13 protein-coding genes and 1 tRNA gene are annotated in these 14,916 nt (G+C 73.2%); 6 read left to right on the forward strand and 8 right to left on the reverse strand.

Annotated features, from left to right (window positions below):
* The first annotated feature begins 32 nt into the window (after window positions 1-32).
* Window positions 33-1,568 (forward strand): molybdopterin-dependent oxidoreductase, encoded by a 1,536-nt coding sequence (locus tag EXE57_RS15040; protein WP_135078873.1) that lies wholly within the window; start codon window positions 33-35, stop codon window positions 1,566-1,568.
* A 3-nt stretch (window positions 1,569-1,571) separates the two neighbouring features.
* On the opposite strand, the gene EXE57_RS15045 is transcribed toward EXE57_RS15040, so the two are convergent.
* The gene (locus EXE57_RS15045) at window positions 1,572-2,810 is read right to left on the reverse strand and encodes a C39 family peptidase (RefSeq protein WP_244246858.1); all 1,239 of its coding nucleotides are present in this window, start codon (window positions 2,808-2,810) and stop codon (window positions 1,572-1,574) included.
* Between the two features lie 106 nt (window positions 2,811-2,916).
* On the opposite strand from EXE57_RS15045, the gene cysS reads away from it, so the two are divergent.
* The 4 genes from cysS (at window position 2,917) to EXE57_RS15065 (ending at window position 8,017) form a co-directional block, all read left to right on the forward strand.
* Window positions 2,917-4,317 (forward strand): cysteine--tRNA ligase, encoded by a 1,401-nt coding sequence (gene cysS / locus EXE57_RS15050; RefSeq protein ID WP_135078877.1) that lies wholly within the window; start codon window positions 2,917-2,919, stop codon window positions 4,315-4,317.
* Entirely contained in the window at window positions 4,317-5,255 is a 939-nt protein-coding gene (gene rlmB, locus EXE57_RS15055) for a 23S rRNA (guanosine(2251)-2'-O)-methyltransferase RlmB (RefSeq protein ID WP_135078879.1), read from the forward strand. The genes cysS and rlmB overlap by 1 nt, the downstream gene beginning before the upstream one ends.
* A 17-nt stretch (window positions 5,256-5,272) precedes the next feature.
* Window positions 5,273-6,781, forward strand: a complete 1,509-nt coding sequence (locus EXE57_RS15060) for a metallophosphoesterase (RefSeq protein ID WP_135078881.1) — start codon at window positions 5,273-5,275, stop codon at window positions 6,779-6,781.
* Between the two features lie 87 nt (window positions 6,782-6,868).
* A complete protein-coding gene (locus EXE57_RS15065; RefSeq protein ID WP_244246859.1) occupies window positions 6,869-8,017 on the forward strand; it encodes an acyl-CoA dehydrogenase family protein in 1,149 nt (382 codons plus the stop codon).
* Here the strand turns inward: EXE57_RS15065 and EXE57_RS15070 are convergent.
* Window positions 8,006-9,247 (reverse strand): DUF4032 domain-containing protein, encoded by a 1,242-nt coding sequence (locus tag EXE57_RS15070; RefSeq protein ID WP_135078883.1) that lies wholly within the window; start codon window positions 9,245-9,247, stop codon window positions 8,006-8,008. The genes EXE57_RS15065 and EXE57_RS15070 overlap by 12 nt on opposite strands.
* A gap of 9 nt (window positions 9,248-9,256) precedes the next feature.
* Window positions 9,257-11,362: a 4-alpha-glucanotransferase gene (gene malQ, locus EXE57_RS15075; protein WP_135078884.1), complete on the reverse strand. Its 2,106-nt coding sequence runs from the start codon at window positions 11,360-11,362 to the stop codon at window positions 9,257-9,259.
* Between the two features lie 46 nt (window positions 11,363-11,408).
* Here malQ and EXE57_RS15080 point away from each other — a divergent pair.
* Window positions 11,409-11,484: transfer RNA gene (locus tag EXE57_RS15080), tRNA-Thr, on the forward strand.
* 67 nt (window positions 11,485-11,551) lie between these two features.
* Here EXE57_RS15080 and EXE57_RS15085 read toward each other — a convergent pair.
* From EXE57_RS15085 to EXE57_RS15105, 5 genes are all read right to left on the reverse strand, one after another.
* The gene (locus tag EXE57_RS15085) at window positions 11,552-12,142 is read right to left on the reverse strand and encodes a DUF305 domain-containing protein (protein ID WP_135078886.1); all 591 of its coding nucleotides are present in this window, start codon (window positions 12,140-12,142) and stop codon (window positions 11,552-11,554) included.
* A 62-nt stretch (window positions 12,143-12,204) separates the two neighbouring features.
* Complete coding sequence (locus tag EXE57_RS15090; RefSeq protein WP_135078888.1) at window positions 12,205-12,576, reverse strand: hypothetical protein; 372 nt, start codon at window positions 12,574-12,576, stop codon at window positions 12,205-12,207.
* A 24-nt stretch (window positions 12,577-12,600) separates the two neighbouring features.
* Complete coding sequence (gene pdxY / locus EXE57_RS15095) at window positions 12,601-13,443, reverse strand: pyridoxal kinase PdxY (protein ID WP_135078890.1); 843 nt, start codon at window positions 13,441-13,443, stop codon at window positions 12,601-12,603.
* A gap of 53 nt (window positions 13,444-13,496) precedes the next feature.
* The gene (locus EXE57_RS15100; RefSeq protein WP_135078892.1) at window positions 13,497-14,246 is read right to left on the reverse strand and encodes a YoaK family protein; all 750 of its coding nucleotides are present in this window, start codon (window positions 14,244-14,246) and stop codon (window positions 13,497-13,499) included.
* Window positions 14,243-14,914, reverse strand: coding sequence for a GntR family transcriptional regulator (locus EXE57_RS15105; RefSeq protein WP_208542869.1), 672 nt, complete (start codon window positions 14,912-14,914; stop codon window positions 14,243-14,245). Before EXE57_RS15105 ends, EXE57_RS15100 begins: the two co-directional genes overlap by 4 nt.
* Window positions 14,915-14,916: the final 2 nt, after the last annotated feature.

Here is a 14,916-nt window from a genome sequence, read left to right on the forward strand (position 1 = left end):
GCGATGATCATGCCTGAGAGACAATCGACACCGTGAGCACACACCGCTGGGCGTGGCCGGTGTCCGGTCTCGTGGCCGGGCTGGCCGGGCTCGCGACCAGCTACTTCGTCGCCGCGCTCCTCGCCGTGCGCGACACCCCGGTCGTCGCCGTGGCCGAGACCGTGATCCAGCTGAGCCCCGGCACGCTCGTCGAGTGGGGCATCCAGCAGCTCGGCGTCTGGGACAAGCCGGTGCTCATCGTCGGCATCCTCGTCGTGCTCGCGCTGGCCTTCGCGGCGATCGGCGCGCTGGCGGCGCGCTGGCGGTGGGCAGCCCTCGTCGGCTGGGTGCTGCTGGCCGGGATCGGCGTCGCCGCGGTCGCCGTCCAGGACGCGGTGCCTCCCGTGGCGTACGTCCCGCTCGTCGTCGGCTTCATCACCTGGGTGGCGACCCTGGAGCTGCTGACGCGGCGGTTCCGCGACGAGCCGGCGACCACCGCCCCGACGGGGGAGGTCGCGGCCGCCGGATCGCGGCGCGGCTTCGTGCTGGGCGCCTCGACGGTCGCGGTGCTCGCCGTCGGGCTCACGGGTCTCGGCCGGGTGGTCGGTCGCGGCCGCCGCAACGTGGAGGAGGCGCGCGCGCTGCTGCGGCTGCCCGGGGTGAGCGAGCCCCGGGTCCCGCACGCGGCCCGGATCGGGCTGGCAGGCGTGAGCCCGTGGCAGACCTCCGAGGAGGACTTCTACCTGATCCACACCGCCATCACGCTCCCGACCATCGAGCCGGACAAGTGGCGGCTGCGCATCCACGGCCTGGTCGAGAACGAGGTCGTGCTCAACTACCAGGACCTCGTCGACCACCGGTTGACCGAGGCGTGGGTGACGCTCAACTGCGTCTCCAACCCGGTGGGCGGCAACCTGATCGGCAACGCCTGGTGGAGCGGTGTACGCCTGGCGGAGCTGCTCGAGAGGGCAGGGGTGCTCCCCGAGGCCGACGCCGTGCTGCAGACCTCGGAGGACGGCTGGACCTGCGGCACCCCGCTCGCCGCCCTCACCGACGACCGCGACGCGATGCTGGCGCTGGCGATGAACGGCCGGCCGCTGCCCATCGAGCACGGCTTCCCGGTCCGCACCATCGTCCCCGGGCTCTACGGCTTCGTGTCGGCGACCAAGTGGGTGGTCGACCTGGAGGTGACCCGCTTCGACCGGATCGAGGCCTACTGGACCGGCAAGGGCTGGGCCGAGCAGGCACCGGTGCGGCTCGCGTCGCGCATCGACGTACCGCGCTCCGGCGACGACGTGCCCGCCGGTGCGGTCCGCGTCGGTGGCGTCGCGTGGGCGCAGCAGGTCGGCATCAGCGGGGTCGAGGTCTCCGTGGACGGCGGCGCGTGGCTGCCCGTGGAGATCGCCTCCCCGCCCACCGACGACACCTGGGTGCAGTGGGCCGGCTCGGTCCCGATGGAGCCCGGTGCCCACGTCCTGCGCGTGCGGGCGACCAGCAAGGCGGGCGAGGTGCAGACCGGTGTCGAGCGGGACGTCGTGCCCGACGGCGCCACCGGCTGGCACACCGTGGAGATCACGGCCGAGGGCTGACCCTCACCAGTTGGGGGACTTGCCCCCGGGCAGCGGGTGCTCGGCGTCGGTGATCACGTAGACCAGCCCGCCGGACGTCGGCAGCCAGACGTCCTCGAACTGGCCGCGGTCGTAGGTCCGGCGGACGCCCGCGTTGGTCTTCGCAGCCGGGTCGTTGACCACGACGTCGCCGTTCTGGCGGAAGCCGACGATCACCAGCAGGTGGCCGTTGGTCGAGGAGATCGGCGCCCCGTCGAGCTCCCCCGCGCTGAAGGAGATCGACGCCACGAGCGGGATCCCCCTGACGATGAACCGCTCGGCCTGGCGCAGGCTCTTCAGGCGCGTGACGAAGGCGGGACCACCCGTGCGCTCCGCGGCGTACGCCGTGTTGAAGGGCCAGTTCCCGGTGCCGTCGTAGGCGTGGTCGAAGGTCCGGCGCGCGGCGAGGTCGACCCACGGCTGCGGGTGGTCGTCGGGGACCCAGCGGTAGGTCCGCGGGCGCGGGAGCGCGCCGTAGTGGCCGAGCACCATCGACGTGGAGGTCGGCGAGCACCACGCCTGCCCGCCGCCACCCCAGCGGGGGTAGTGGCCGCTGTGGACCATCTGGGAGTACGAGGGCACGTCGAGGACGACGCCACGGGCGGCGCGCCCCGGAGCCGAGGTCGCCACGCCGTTGACGTCGGGGAGCCGTGAGGCCATCGCACCGACGGCCCGCAGCCCGGGCGACCTGGCGCCGGCCTTCATCAGGTTGACCCGCAGCTGCCAGGACGCGACCCCGGACGTTCGCCAGGTGTCGGTCGCCACGCTGCCGAGGTCGTCGGACTGGCCGTTGACCGTGCCGCGGTCGACGTGACCGTCACCGGCGGCCCACCGGCCCAGGACGTCCCACGAGGAGCGCGTGCCGTCGGCACGTCGGCCGCGCACCTCGATCTCGATCCAGGAGTTGCCCGGGGTGCTGGCCTGCCAGGAGGCGATCAGCTCGGTGAGCGAGAAGCCGGGGGTCGACCACGGGGAGGTCCACCGACCGACCTGGTAGGTGTCGCCGCCGTAGGTCCGGGTGGCGACCGGGTCGGTGATGCGGACCTGGCCCTTGCGGAGCGCCGCACCCGCGAGGGTGCCGGCGGCGAGGTCGCTGCTGCGCCACTCCGCGTAGGTGATCTTGCGCCGCGGCGGCGCCGCCTCGGCGGGGGTCGTGGCGAGCAGCGGCGCGGCCAGCGCGAGGGCGAGACCGGGCAGCAGGGTGCGGATCAGTCGAGGGGACACCGCTCGAGGGTACGGCGAGATCGCCACTCCTGTCCCACGCGTCACACAACCGTGACCACCGCCGCCGATCGTGGTCGGGACGCCCCGCGCCCCTAGAATCAGCCGGGTGACTCTCAGGCTCCACGACACCGCGACCCGCGAGGTCCGCGACTTCGTCCCCCTCGAGGAGGGGAAGGCGGGCATCTACGTGTGCGGCCTGACGGTCCAGTCCGAGCCCCACGTCGGCCACGTGCGGTCGGCGGTCAACTTCGACGTGCTGCGCCGGTGGCTCACCCACCAGGGCTACGACGTCACGTTCATCCGGAACGTCACCGACATCGACGACAAGATCCTGAGCAAGGCCGCCGAGCAGGGCAGGCCATGGTTCAACCTCGCCTACGACATGCACCGCGAGCTCGACCGGGCGCTGGCCTCGATCAACGTGCTGCCCCCGACCTACGAGCCGGGCGCGACCGGGCACGTCCCCGAGATCCTGGAGCTGATCGACCGGCTGGTCGCCAAGGGCCACGCCTACGCCGCCGAGGACGGGTCCGGCGACGTCTACTTCGACGTCCGGTCCTGGCCGGCGTACGGGGAGCTCACGCGGCAGAAGCTCGACGACATGGAACCGGCCACCGATGCCGACCCGCGTGGCAAGCGCGACCCGCGCGACTTCGCCCTCTGGAAGGGGTGGAAGAAGGACAGCGAGCCGGAGACCGCGGCCTGGCCCTCGTCCCACGGCCCGGGGCGGCCGGGCTGGCACATCGAGTGCTCCGCGATGGCGCGGAAGTACCTCGGAGCGGCCTTCGACATCCACGGCGGCGGCGTCGACCTGCGCTTCCCGCACCACGAGAACGAGCAGGCGCAGTCGCGCGCGGCGGGTGACCCGTTCGCGTCGTACTGGCTCCACAACGCCTGGATCACCACCTCCGGCGAGAAGATGAGCAAGTCGCTCGGCAACTCGCTGCTGGTGCCCAAGGTGCTCGAGCAGGTGCGGGGCATCGAGCTGCGCTTCTACATGGTGAGCGCCCACTACCGCTCGATGGTCGAGTTCTCCTTCGACGCGCTGCACGAGGCAGCGACGTCGTTCCGCCGGATCGAGTCCTTCCTGGATCGCGCCAAGCCCCTGGTCGACGACGGCTGGTACGCCACCCGGATCCCGCAGGCGTTCGCCGACGCCATGGACGACGACCTGGGGACCCCGGCTGCGATCGCGGTGCTGCACGACACGGTGCGGGAGGGCAACCGCCTGCTTCCCGACGGACCGTCCGAGGCGCTGTCGAGCCGCTTCGTGGAGGTCGCCCAGATGCTCGACGTCCTCGGCCTCAGCAGGTCGGACTTCACCGACAGCCGGGTTGATGACCGGTTGACCGGTGTCGTGGACGCCCTCGTCCAGGGCCTGCTCGAGGAGCGCGCGCAGGCGCGCGCCGACAAGGACTGGGCACGCGCCGACGCGATCCGGGACCGGATCAAGAGCGCCGGCATCGAGATCGAGGACACCCCCGACGGCCCGAAGTGGAGCGTGTGATGGCAGGGAACAGCCAGCGGAAGGGCTCGATCCGCAAGAGCTCCAAGAAGCCGACCGCCGGGTCCGGCGGCCGGGTCAAGCGCGGCCTGGAGGGCAAGGGGCCGACGCCGAAGGCCAAGGACCGCCCCAACCACAAGGCCTACAAGGCCGCCCGGCAGGCCGAGCGGTCGCAGGCCCGTCCGCGTCGCAAGACCGGCGGTGACGCCGAGTGGGTGGCAGGTCGCAACTCGGTCGTCGAGGCGCTGCGCGCCGGGATCCCGGTCAGTGGCGTCTACGTCGCCGAGGGCGCCGAGCGCGACGGCCGGCTCCGGGAGGCGTTCCGGCTGGCGTCGGACCAGGGAACCAGCCTGCTCGAGGTCAGCCGCAACGAGCTCGACCGGCTCACCGACGGTGCGGTCCACCAGGGCCTCGCCGCGCGGATCCCGGCCTACGAGTACGCCCACCCCGACGACCTGCTCGTCCGCGCGCAGGAGATCGGCGAGCCGCCCCTCATCGTCGTCCTCGACTCGGTCACCGACCCGCGCAACCTCGGTGCGGTCGTCCGCAGCGCGGCCGGCTTCGGCGCCCACGGCGTCGTGGTCGCGGAGCGCCGTGCCGCCGGCATGACCGCGTCGGCGTGGAAGACCAGCGCCGGCGCGGCCGCGCGGCTCCCTGTCGCCCAGACCGTCAACATCGTCCGGCAGCTCAAGGCCTACCAGGAGGCCGGCTGCATGGTGATCGGCCTGGCCGCCGACGGCGACGTGCAGCTCCCCGAGCTCGACCTCGCCGACGGACCGCTCGTGGTCGTCGTGGGCGCCGAGGGCGGCGGGCTGTCGCGGCTCGTGGCCGAGACCTGCGACCAGCTGGTGTCGATCCCGATGGCCAACTCGCTCGAGTCGCTCAACGCCGGCGTCGCCGCCTCGGTCACCCTCTACGCGATCGCTCGGGCCCGGGCCTGACCTCGTACGGTGGTGGCATGACCGCCCGGCTCCTGCGAGGCTTCGGCCTGGCCGGGGTCTGGTTCGTGGTGGCCGTGTCGAGCGGGCTCGCCATCTTCACCAGCTCCAGCCGCGACATCGTGCTGGCCAGCCACGACTCGGTCGTGCGGCCGACGCTCGACGGCTGGGTCGTGCTCCACACCGGCCCGGTCTTCCCCGACCTCCGGCTCGACTCGGGCAGCCCGATCGGGATCGACGTCGAGCTGGGCAAGACGACGGCGGAGTCCCCGGGCGAGCTGGTCGACCGGTACGCCTTCATCGCCGGCCAGCCCGAGGGCTCGGTGGCCAAGGCCCGCGACGCCGTCGCCGACATGGCCTACGACGCGGCGGTTCGCGGCACCCTGATCGGGCTCGTCCCGGTGGTGGTCTGGCTGCTGGTGGGACCCGCGCGTCGTCAGGAGCTGTGGCGAGGCGCGCGCAGCCGTCGAGGCATCGCCGTCGGGGTCGCCCTGGTCGTGGCCGGGGTGCTCGTCTGGGAGCCCTGGCAGCCCGACGAGCCGAGCGTCGACGAGGAGCGGACGTGGGTCTCGCTGGCCGAGTTCCTCGACGGCGAGGTCACGGTGCCGGAGTCGGTCAGCGGGGTCGAGGTCCGCTCGGACTCGACCGTGGTCGAGTCGCGTCGGCTCGTGCTGAGCGCGATCTCGACGTACGAGCGGAGCAAGGAGTTCTACGACGAGGCCGCCGTCGCGGCCGGTGACCTCCCGCTGCGCGAGCCCGAGGAGGGCGAGACCGTGGTGGTCCTGGTCTCCGACCGGCACGACAACATCGGCATGGACCGGGTCGCGCGGGCGATCGGCGACCGCGCCGGCGCCACCGCGGTCTTCGACGCCGGCGACGACACCTCCACCGGCAAGAGCTGGGAGGCCTTCAGCCTCGACTCGGTGAGCGAGGCGTTCGAGGGCTACGACCGCTACGGCGTCGCCGGCAACCACGACAACGGCACCTTCGTGCGCGACTACCTCGCCGACCGCGGGTGGGAGATGCTCGACGGGTCGGTGGTGGAGGGGCCGGGCGGGGCGCCGCTGATCGGCGCCGACGACCCGCGCGCCAGCGGGCTCGGCAACTGGCGGGACGAGACGGACCTGGGGTTCGACGAGGTGGCCACGCGGCTCAGCGACGAGATCTGCGCCGCCGAGGAGCGGGTCTCGACCGCCCTCGTGCACGACACCGACCTCGCCCAGCCCGCCCTCGAGCGCGGCTGCGTCGACCTGGTCGTCGGCGGGCACGTGCACGTGCGGATCGGCCCCGACCGGGTCGAGGGGCCGGAGGGCCAGGTGGGCTACTCCTTCACCACCGGCACGACCGGCGGGGCGGCGTACGCCATCGCGATCGGCTCGAAGCCGCGACGCGACGCCACCGTCTCGCTCATCACCTACGCCGAGGGGCGCCCGGTCGGCATCCAGCCGGTCGTGCTCCAGACCAACGGCCAGTTCGTCGTCAGCAGCTTCGTGCCGCTGTCCTACGAGCCGGCGGCCGAGGCTCGATAGTCCGCCGCGCGAGTCATCATCCGGCCGTCGTTCGTGATGCATCCGGCGGCGGACCACCGGGGTGGGGCGGGGGACTAGGGTGGCCGGGTGAGCACGGACGTGGAGCGGCTGCTGCCGACCGAGGAGGCGGAGGCGCTGCTGGCGCTCACCCGCGACATCGCCACCAAGGAGCTCGCACCGCAGGTCGCCGAGGCCGAGGAGCGGGCGGAGTTCCCGGAGGCCGCCTACCGGCTGCTCGGCAAGTCCGGGCTGCTGAGCCTGCCCTTTGCGGAGGAGCACGGTGGGGGCGGACAGCCGTACGAGGTCTACCTCCAGGTCGTCGAGGAGATCGCGACCGCGTGGCCCAGCGTGGCCGTCGGCACCAGCGTCCACAGCCTGACCGCCACCGTCGTGGCCGCGAACGCAGCCTCCGAGCAGCAGGCCGAGTGGTTGCCGCGGATGCTCGGCGGCGACTGGCTCGGCGCCTACTGCCTCTCCGAGCCGCAGGCCGGCTCCGACGTCAGCGGGATCCGTACGAAGGCGGCCCGCGACGGTGAGGAGTACGTCGTCCACGGCACCAAGCAGTGGATCAGCAACGGCTCCTGCGCCGACTACTACATCCTCTTCGCGCGGACCGGCGACGACCCGCGCCGTGGGCTCTCCGCGTTCGTGGTCACCGACGGCACCGAGGGCATGTCCTTCGGGGCGCCGGAGAAGAAGATGGGCCTGGCCTGCGACGTCACCACCCAGGTGATCTTCGAGGGCGCGCGGATCCCCGTCGCCCAGCGGATCGGCGAGGAGGGCGACGGCATGCGCGTGGCGCTCTCCGCGCTCGACGCCGGCCGCCTCGGCATCGCGGCCGTCGCCACCGGCATCGCCCAGGCCGCGCTGGCCCACGCCGTCGCGTACGCCCGCGAGCGCGTGCAGTTCGGGCAGGCGATCGGCGACTTCCAGGGGATGCAGTTCCTGCTGGCGGAGATGGGGGCGGAGGTCGAGCGGGCCCGCGCCACCTACCTCCACGCCGCGCGGCTCAAGGACTCCGGCAAGTCGTTCTCCCGGCAGGCGAGCATCGCCAAGCTGACGGCGACCGACACCGCGATGCGGGTGACGACCGACGCCGTGCAGGTGCTCGGCGGGAACGGCTACACGCGCGACTACCCCGTGGAGCGGCTCTTCCGCGACGCCAAGGTCACCCAGATCTTCGAGGGCACCAACCAGATCCAGCGGATGGTCGTCGGGCGCGACCTACTCCGCTGAGCCGAGCAGCTCGGCCTCCCCGGCCGCCGGACTGGCCACCGCCTCCTCGGGCTTCTTGGTGAGCTCGTTGGCGATGTAGTCGGACGCTGCCTCGAGGATCCCGACCTCGCGGCCGGCTCGCTCGGAGAGGTACCACCGGTGCACGAGGATCTCGTGGAAGATCTCGGCCGGCTCGAGCTTGCCGCGGGCGCTCGGGGGCACCATCGCCATGATCGGCTCGTAGACCTCGGTGAGCCACCGGTTCGCCACCAGCGCCCGGTCCTCGCGGCCGAGGTCGTGCGCGACGGCGTACGCCGCGATGTCGTTGAGCATCCGCCGGGCCTGGGCCTCCTCGGCGTACATGCCGGTCAGGCCCTGCAGCTCGCGGCTGTGGTGGCCGAGCTCGACCACCCGGGGCTGGATCTGGACCCGGTCGCCGTCGAAGTCGGTGACGATGTCGAGCTCGTCGACGTCGAAGCCGAGATCGTTGAGCCGCTCGATCCGCTGCTCGATCCGCCACATCTCCCCGGCCGGGAACTCCTCCTCGCCGGTCAGCTCGTCCCACAGCGCGTGGTAGCGGGAGCCGACCATCTCGACGATGTCGAAGGCGTCGACGTGCTCGTCGAGCTGGCCACTGGCCTGCAGGTCGAGCAGCTCGGCGTAGACGTTCTCACAGCCGACGGTGATGTCGTACTCGCGCATCGTGCCCGACAGGTTGGACCGCAGCTCGCCGGTCTCGGCGTCGACGAGGTAGGCGGAGAAGCCGCCCGCGCTGCGGCGGAAGAGCACGTTGGAGAGCGACACGTCGCCCCAGTAGAACTCCGCGAGGTGCAGGCGGACGAGCAGCACGACGAGGGCGTCGACCAGGGACGGCAGGCTCTCCGCCGAGAGGCCGTGGCAGAAGAGGCTCCGGTAGGGGAGCGAGAAGCGCAGGTGCTCGGTCATGAGCGCCGCGGGCAGCTCCTCGCCCTGCTCGTCGACGCGGCCGGTCACGACCCCCTGCGGGACCACGGCGGGCAGTCCCATCCGCTGCAGGTCGCGCAGCAGCCGGTACTCGCGGAACGCGATCTCCTCGACCGTCTCCTTGACGGCGTACACCCGGTCGCCGAGGCGCACGATCCGCACCACGTGGCGTGACAGGCCACGGGGCAGCGGCACGACGTAGTCGTCGGTCCACTCCTCCAGCGGCGTCGACCAGGGCAGTCGGATGATCGCCGGGTCGGGGCGGCTGGCCACGATGCGGAGGGCCATGGACCCAGACTAGGGCTTGCCGAGGTCGAGCGTCGCGGCCAGCCTGCGCGCCCGCTCGGAGCCGGGCAGGTCCTCCAGCAGCAGCGGGCTGCCGTCGGGTCCGGAGAGCGGCACCTGCCAGTTGGGGTACTCGCGGTGGGTGCCGGGCTGGTTCTGCGTACGTCGGTCGCCGACCAGGTCCGAGACCATCACGCCCAGCAGCCGCGACGGCGCCACGGAGAGCAGCGCGTGGAGCGCCTCGACCGTCTCCTGCTCCCCGGCATCGGCGGCGAGCAGCCCGCGGCGGCGCAGCTCCTCGAGGAACACCTCCCGCTCGCGCTCGGAGACGGCCAGCTCCTCCTCGAGGGGTCGGGTCAGCAGGCCGAGCGACTCACGCAGCCGGACGTGCTCGCCGAGCAGGTAGCCCGCGGTCGGGGGCAGGTCGTGCGTCGACACCGTCGCCAGGCACAGCTCGCGCCAGGTCTCGGGCGGGCGGGGCTGCCCGTCGTCGACCTCGAACCACAGGATCGAGGTGCCGAGCACGCCGCGGTCGGCGAGGTAGTCGCGCACGAAGGGCTCCACCACGCCGAGGTCCTCGCCGACGACGAAGGCGCCTGCCCGCTGGGCCTCGAGCAGCAGGATCGAGACCATCGCCTCGTGGTCGTAGCGGAGGTACGCGCCCTGCGCCGGCGCGGCGCCGTCGGGGATGCACCAGAGCCGGAACAGCCCCATCACGTGGTCGATCCGGAGGCCGCCCGCGTGACGCAGGGCAGCCCGCAGCACGGCGCGGTAGGGGGCATAGCCGAGCTCGGCGAGCACGTCGGGCCGCCACGGCGGCTGCGACCAGTTCTGGCCGATCTGGTTGAAGGCGTCGGGCGGGGCGCCGACGGAGACCCCGCGGGCCAGCGCGGGGCCGAGGGTCCAGACCTCGGCTCCGGAGGGGTGCACTCCCACCGCCAGGTCGGTGATCAGCCCGATCGACATGCCGGCGCCACGGGCGGCGGCCTGGGCGTCGGCGAGCTGCTGGTCGCTCACCCACTGCAACCAGGTGAAGAAGTCGACCCGGTCCGCGAGGGTCCGGGCGAGCTCGGCGACCTCGTCGGCGGCCGGGTCCTGCAGGTCGGCGGGCCACTCCTGACCGGCGTAGTGCTCGGCGAGGGCGCACCACACCGCGAACTGGCGCAGCCCTTCGCCCTCCTCCTCGCGGAACGCCGCGAAGGCCGCCTCGCGCTCGGGGGAGCGGGCGACGTCGTGGACCAGGTCGAGGGCGGCGAGCTTGGCGGCGTACGCCGACTGCCGGTCGAGCAGGGCGGCGTCGGTGGTGAGGTCCGCGGCGTACGCGTCGATCCGCGCGCGGGCGGCCTCGTCGAGATCGGCCACCTCGGGCAGGTCGGCCACGCGGACGTAGATCGGGTTGAGGAACCGCCGCGACGTCGGGAGGTACGGCGAGTCCTCGACCGGTGGCACCGGCTCGGCCGCGTGCAGCGGGTTGACCAGCACGAAGTCGGCCCCGAGGTCGGCGCCCCACCGGGCCAGCCCGGCGAGGTCGCCGAAGTCGCCGATGCCCCACGACTGCCGCGAGCGGACGGAGTAGAGCTGGGTCATCAGGCCCCACACCTGGCCGGCGAGCGCGTCGGGCAGCTCGAGACGGTCGGGTGCCACGACCAGCAGCCCCTCCTGCGTCCGGCCACCGCTGCGGCCGAGCACCGTGTGGTAGCCGGTCGGGAGGTCGGCGGGGAGGGCGAAGCGGGCCTCGCCGGTGAGCACGCCGCCGACCTGGCGGGGCTCGACGTCGTGGGTGACCTGGGTGGCGGCGACCAGGTCGCCCTCCTCCGTCCGGACCTCGACCTGCAGCAGGTCGCCGTGGGGGACGTGGGCGAGGACGTCGACCGGCCGGCCGGCGCGGGCGACGGTGACGACGGGGACCATCCGGCGCCACGGCCCCTCGTCGAGGTCGGCCAGGGCGGCGTGGACCGACTCCTCGGTGGTCGCCTCGACGCCGAGCGCGCCGAGCACCGCCTGCACGGTCGGCACCGGCACCGGGACGTGTCGGCCCTGCCAGTCCCAGTACTCCCGGGAGACGCCGTACCGGTCCGCGAGCTCGGCGAGGGCCGGCCAGTCGTCGAGGTGGGTCACGGGGTCAGCCTAGGTGTCGGCCGGGCTAGCATGTGCCGCGCCCTGCGCCGCGTTAGCTCAGCTGGTAGAGCGCCCGCCTTGTAAGCGGAAGGTCAGGAGTTCGATCCTCCTACGCGGCTCCACGGACCGTGGCGTGTGCCTGAGGACGGTCCCCGCGCCGTCCTCAGGCACACGCGGCGATGGGGGCGGTCAGCCCGCGAGCATCTGCTCCATCTGCTCGATCTCGGCGGTCTGGGACTCGACGATGCTCCCGGCCAGGTCGGTGGCCTCGTCGAACTCGCCGTCGGCGAGCTCCTCCTCGGACATCTCGATCGCCCCCTCGTGGTGCTCGATCATCATCGTGAGCCAGCGGTCCTCGAAGCCCGACCCCATCATCGAGCCCAGGTCGTCGACGTCGTCGGGGTCCATCATGCCGGGCATGTCCTCCCCGGACCCGTCGCCCATCCCGCCGTGGTCGCGGGCGTTGTCGGGGACCGGCTCGCCCCACTCGACGAGCCAGTCGCTCATCTGCTCGATCTCGGGGGCCTGGGCAGCGCGGATCTGCTCGAGCAGGCTGCCGAACTCGGGCGACACGTCCCGGGTCGCTGCCATGTCGACCATGATCAGCGCCTGGGCGTGGTGGGGGATCATCTCGGTCGCGAAGTCGACGTCGGCGTCGTTGTAGGGCGCTGACTCCGGGACGGTGCCGCCAGCGGCGTCGGGGTCGTCGTCGTCGCTGCAGCCGGCCAGCGCCAGCGTCGCGGCAGCGAGCAGCGCGGCGGTGCGGTGGTACGTGGTCATGGGTGTTCCTCTCGGGTCAGGTGTGCAGGACTGGGTGCCGGTCGCGCGGAGCGACCGGCTCCTCAGCACCGGCAGACCGAGAGGGACCAGCGGCCCGGTGGGCCGTGCGCGCGTACGGGCGGTGGGCTCACCACGACCCGGGAGCCCATCAGGCGGGGCAGCGGAAGCAGCCCGAGCCGGGGGCGGCCCCGGGCCAGCCACACCAGGGTCGCCCCGACCAGGACCGTCAGGCAGAGGGCCATCGCGCCGCCGTCACCCGGTGCCGGATCCTCGTGCCCACCGACGGCCGACGGCGCCGGTGCGGCGGCGGCGGAGTGGTCGGCCGCTGTCGGGAGGTGCTCGCCGTGGTGGGTCAGCCCGTGCATCGCGAACAGACCCGCCAGCAGGACCGCAGCCACCAGCGCCGAGCGCAGCGGGGCAGGCCGGAGGTCCACTCCTCCACGCTAGCGCGGGGTTGCTCAGCGCAGCCGACGCGCCCCGAACTCGCAGGCCGGCTGGGCGATGGCGTCCTGGGCGGCGACCAGCCGCAGCTCCCGCTCGCCGGACTCCAGGGTCCGTGACAGCACGGCGAAGACCGAGCTGACCGTGCGCTCCAGCGCCCGCGCCGCCGACCCGGTGTCGTGCAGGTGGGCGGTGAACAGCGCGGCGGTGATGTCGCCCGAGCCGTTGGCCTTCATCGGCAGCCGCGGCGTCTCGACCAGCCACGCCCCGTCGCCGTCGACGGCCATCAGGCCGATCGTGTCCTCGCCCGTCTCCACGCTGGTGACCAGGATCGTCGAGGGACCCATCGCGCGGGCCAGGTCGGCGCTCTCGAGCACCTCGTCGAGGGTCGAGGGCTCGGTGCCGGTGAGGAAGCCGAGCTCGAACTGGTTGGGGGTGATGACGTCGGCGACGGGAACCACCTGCTCCCGGATGATCGGCGGGATCTCCGGGTCGACGAAGCAGCCCGACGTCGCGTTCCCCATCACCGGGTCGCAGGTGTACGTCGCCTGCGGGTTGGCCGCCTTGACCCGCGCGACCGCGTCGACGATGACGCCGGCGACGGCGGGGCTGCCCTGGTAGCCGGACAGCACCGCGTCGCAGGTCGGCAGCACCTCGCGGTCCTCGATCCCCTGCACCACGTCGGTGACGTCGGCGGGGTCGATCAATGGTCCTCGCCAGGCGCCGTAACCGGTGTGGTTGGAGAAGTTCACCGTCAGCACGGGCCAGACCTCGTGGCCCAGACGCTGCAGAGGGAAGACAGCCGCGGAGTTGCCGACGTGCCCGTAGGCGACGTGGGACTGGATCGACAGGATGCGCACCCGCCGATCCTGCCGCCGACCGGCGTGGGGCACAAACCCCGCGCCGCGGCGGGTCAGGACACGGGTCGGCGGACCCGCTCGTCCGGCTGCCCGGCGAACCCGGCAGCCGCGGCGATCCGGTCGCGCCTGCGTGCGCGGCCGACCCGGGCGACACCCACCGTCCCGACGACCAGCAGCAGCCCCGCGCTGAGGGCCACGGGGACGGCGATCCCGAGGTGGAGCAGGAAGGCGCCGGCCACGGCGCCCCCGCCCATCGACACGACGGCGGCGGCGCGGCGCAGCGTGGTGCGCCCGTCGGAGCCGCCGCCGGTCCACGGCGCCTCGGCGGCCATCCCGGCGAGCGTGGAGGTGACCACCACCGTGGAGACGTCGCCCACGCCGACCCGGCGGGCGGCGACGGCCTGCGCTCCCATCGCGAACGCGATCACCCCGGTCACGGCGTCCAGCACCAGCTCGGACAGGTCGCCCCGCCACAGGGCGGCGGCGGTGCCCGCGACGAGCAGGCCCGCGACGAGGAACGTCACCGCGGCCACGGTGTCGCGGTTGCGCTGGACCTGCCGGCCACGCTGCACGAGGCCGATGACCGTGGCGCCGACGACGAAGCCCGCCAGCGCCAGCGAGGCCCGCAGCAGCGGCACCGACCCGTCGTCCGCGATGCCGAGACCGACGAACACGACGTTGCCGGTCATGTTGGCGGTGAACACGCCGTGCAGGCCGAGGTAGGTGGCCGCGTCGAGGACGCCCGTGCCGAAGGACAGCACGAGCATCAGGCCGGTCGAGATCCGGTCGGCGGGCGCGCTCACGGGGCGGACCCGGGGCCGGGGGTGTGGCGCAGCAGGTAGCCGTCGAGCGAGTTGGCGATGTGCTGGCGCATCAGCCGCCCCGCGTCGCCCACCCGTCCGGCGCGGACCGCGTCGGCGATCTCGCGGTGCTCGGTCCAGGAGTGCGGACCGCGCACGTCGACGTCCATCGCATAGAGCCACTCGATCTTCGAGGACACCTGCCGCAGCAGCGACAGCATCGACGCGCTCCCGCTGAACGCCGCCAGGGACAGGTGGAACTCGGTGTTGAGCGGCGGCAGGTCGGAGCGGTCCGGCCGCTCGACCGCCCCGCAGCCGGTGACCACGAGCTGCTCGAGCTGCTCGCCGAACGCGATCACCTCGGGGGAGTCCGGCGTACGCCGGAACCGCTGGGCGCAGCGCTTCACGGTGATCTGCTCGATCGTGCGCCGGACCGTGAACAGCTCGGCGGCCTCGTCCGCGTGCATGTGGGCGACCGTCACGCCGGCGTACGCCCGCGAGGTCACGAAGCCCTCGACCTCCAGCTGCTTGAGGGCCTCGCGGACCGGCACCCGGGAGCCGCCGTACGCCTTCGTCAGCGACGCCTCGGTGAGCCGGGAACCCGGGGGGTGCACGCCCGCCACGATGTCCCGCCGCACCAGGCGCAGCACCTCGTCGGCCCGGCGGGTCACCG

Origin of the sequence: Nocardioides euryhalodurans (assembly GCF_004564375.1) — a bacterium.
GTDB lineage: Bacteria > Actinomycetota > Actinomycetes > Propionibacteriales > Nocardioidaceae > Nocardioides > Nocardioides euryhalodurans.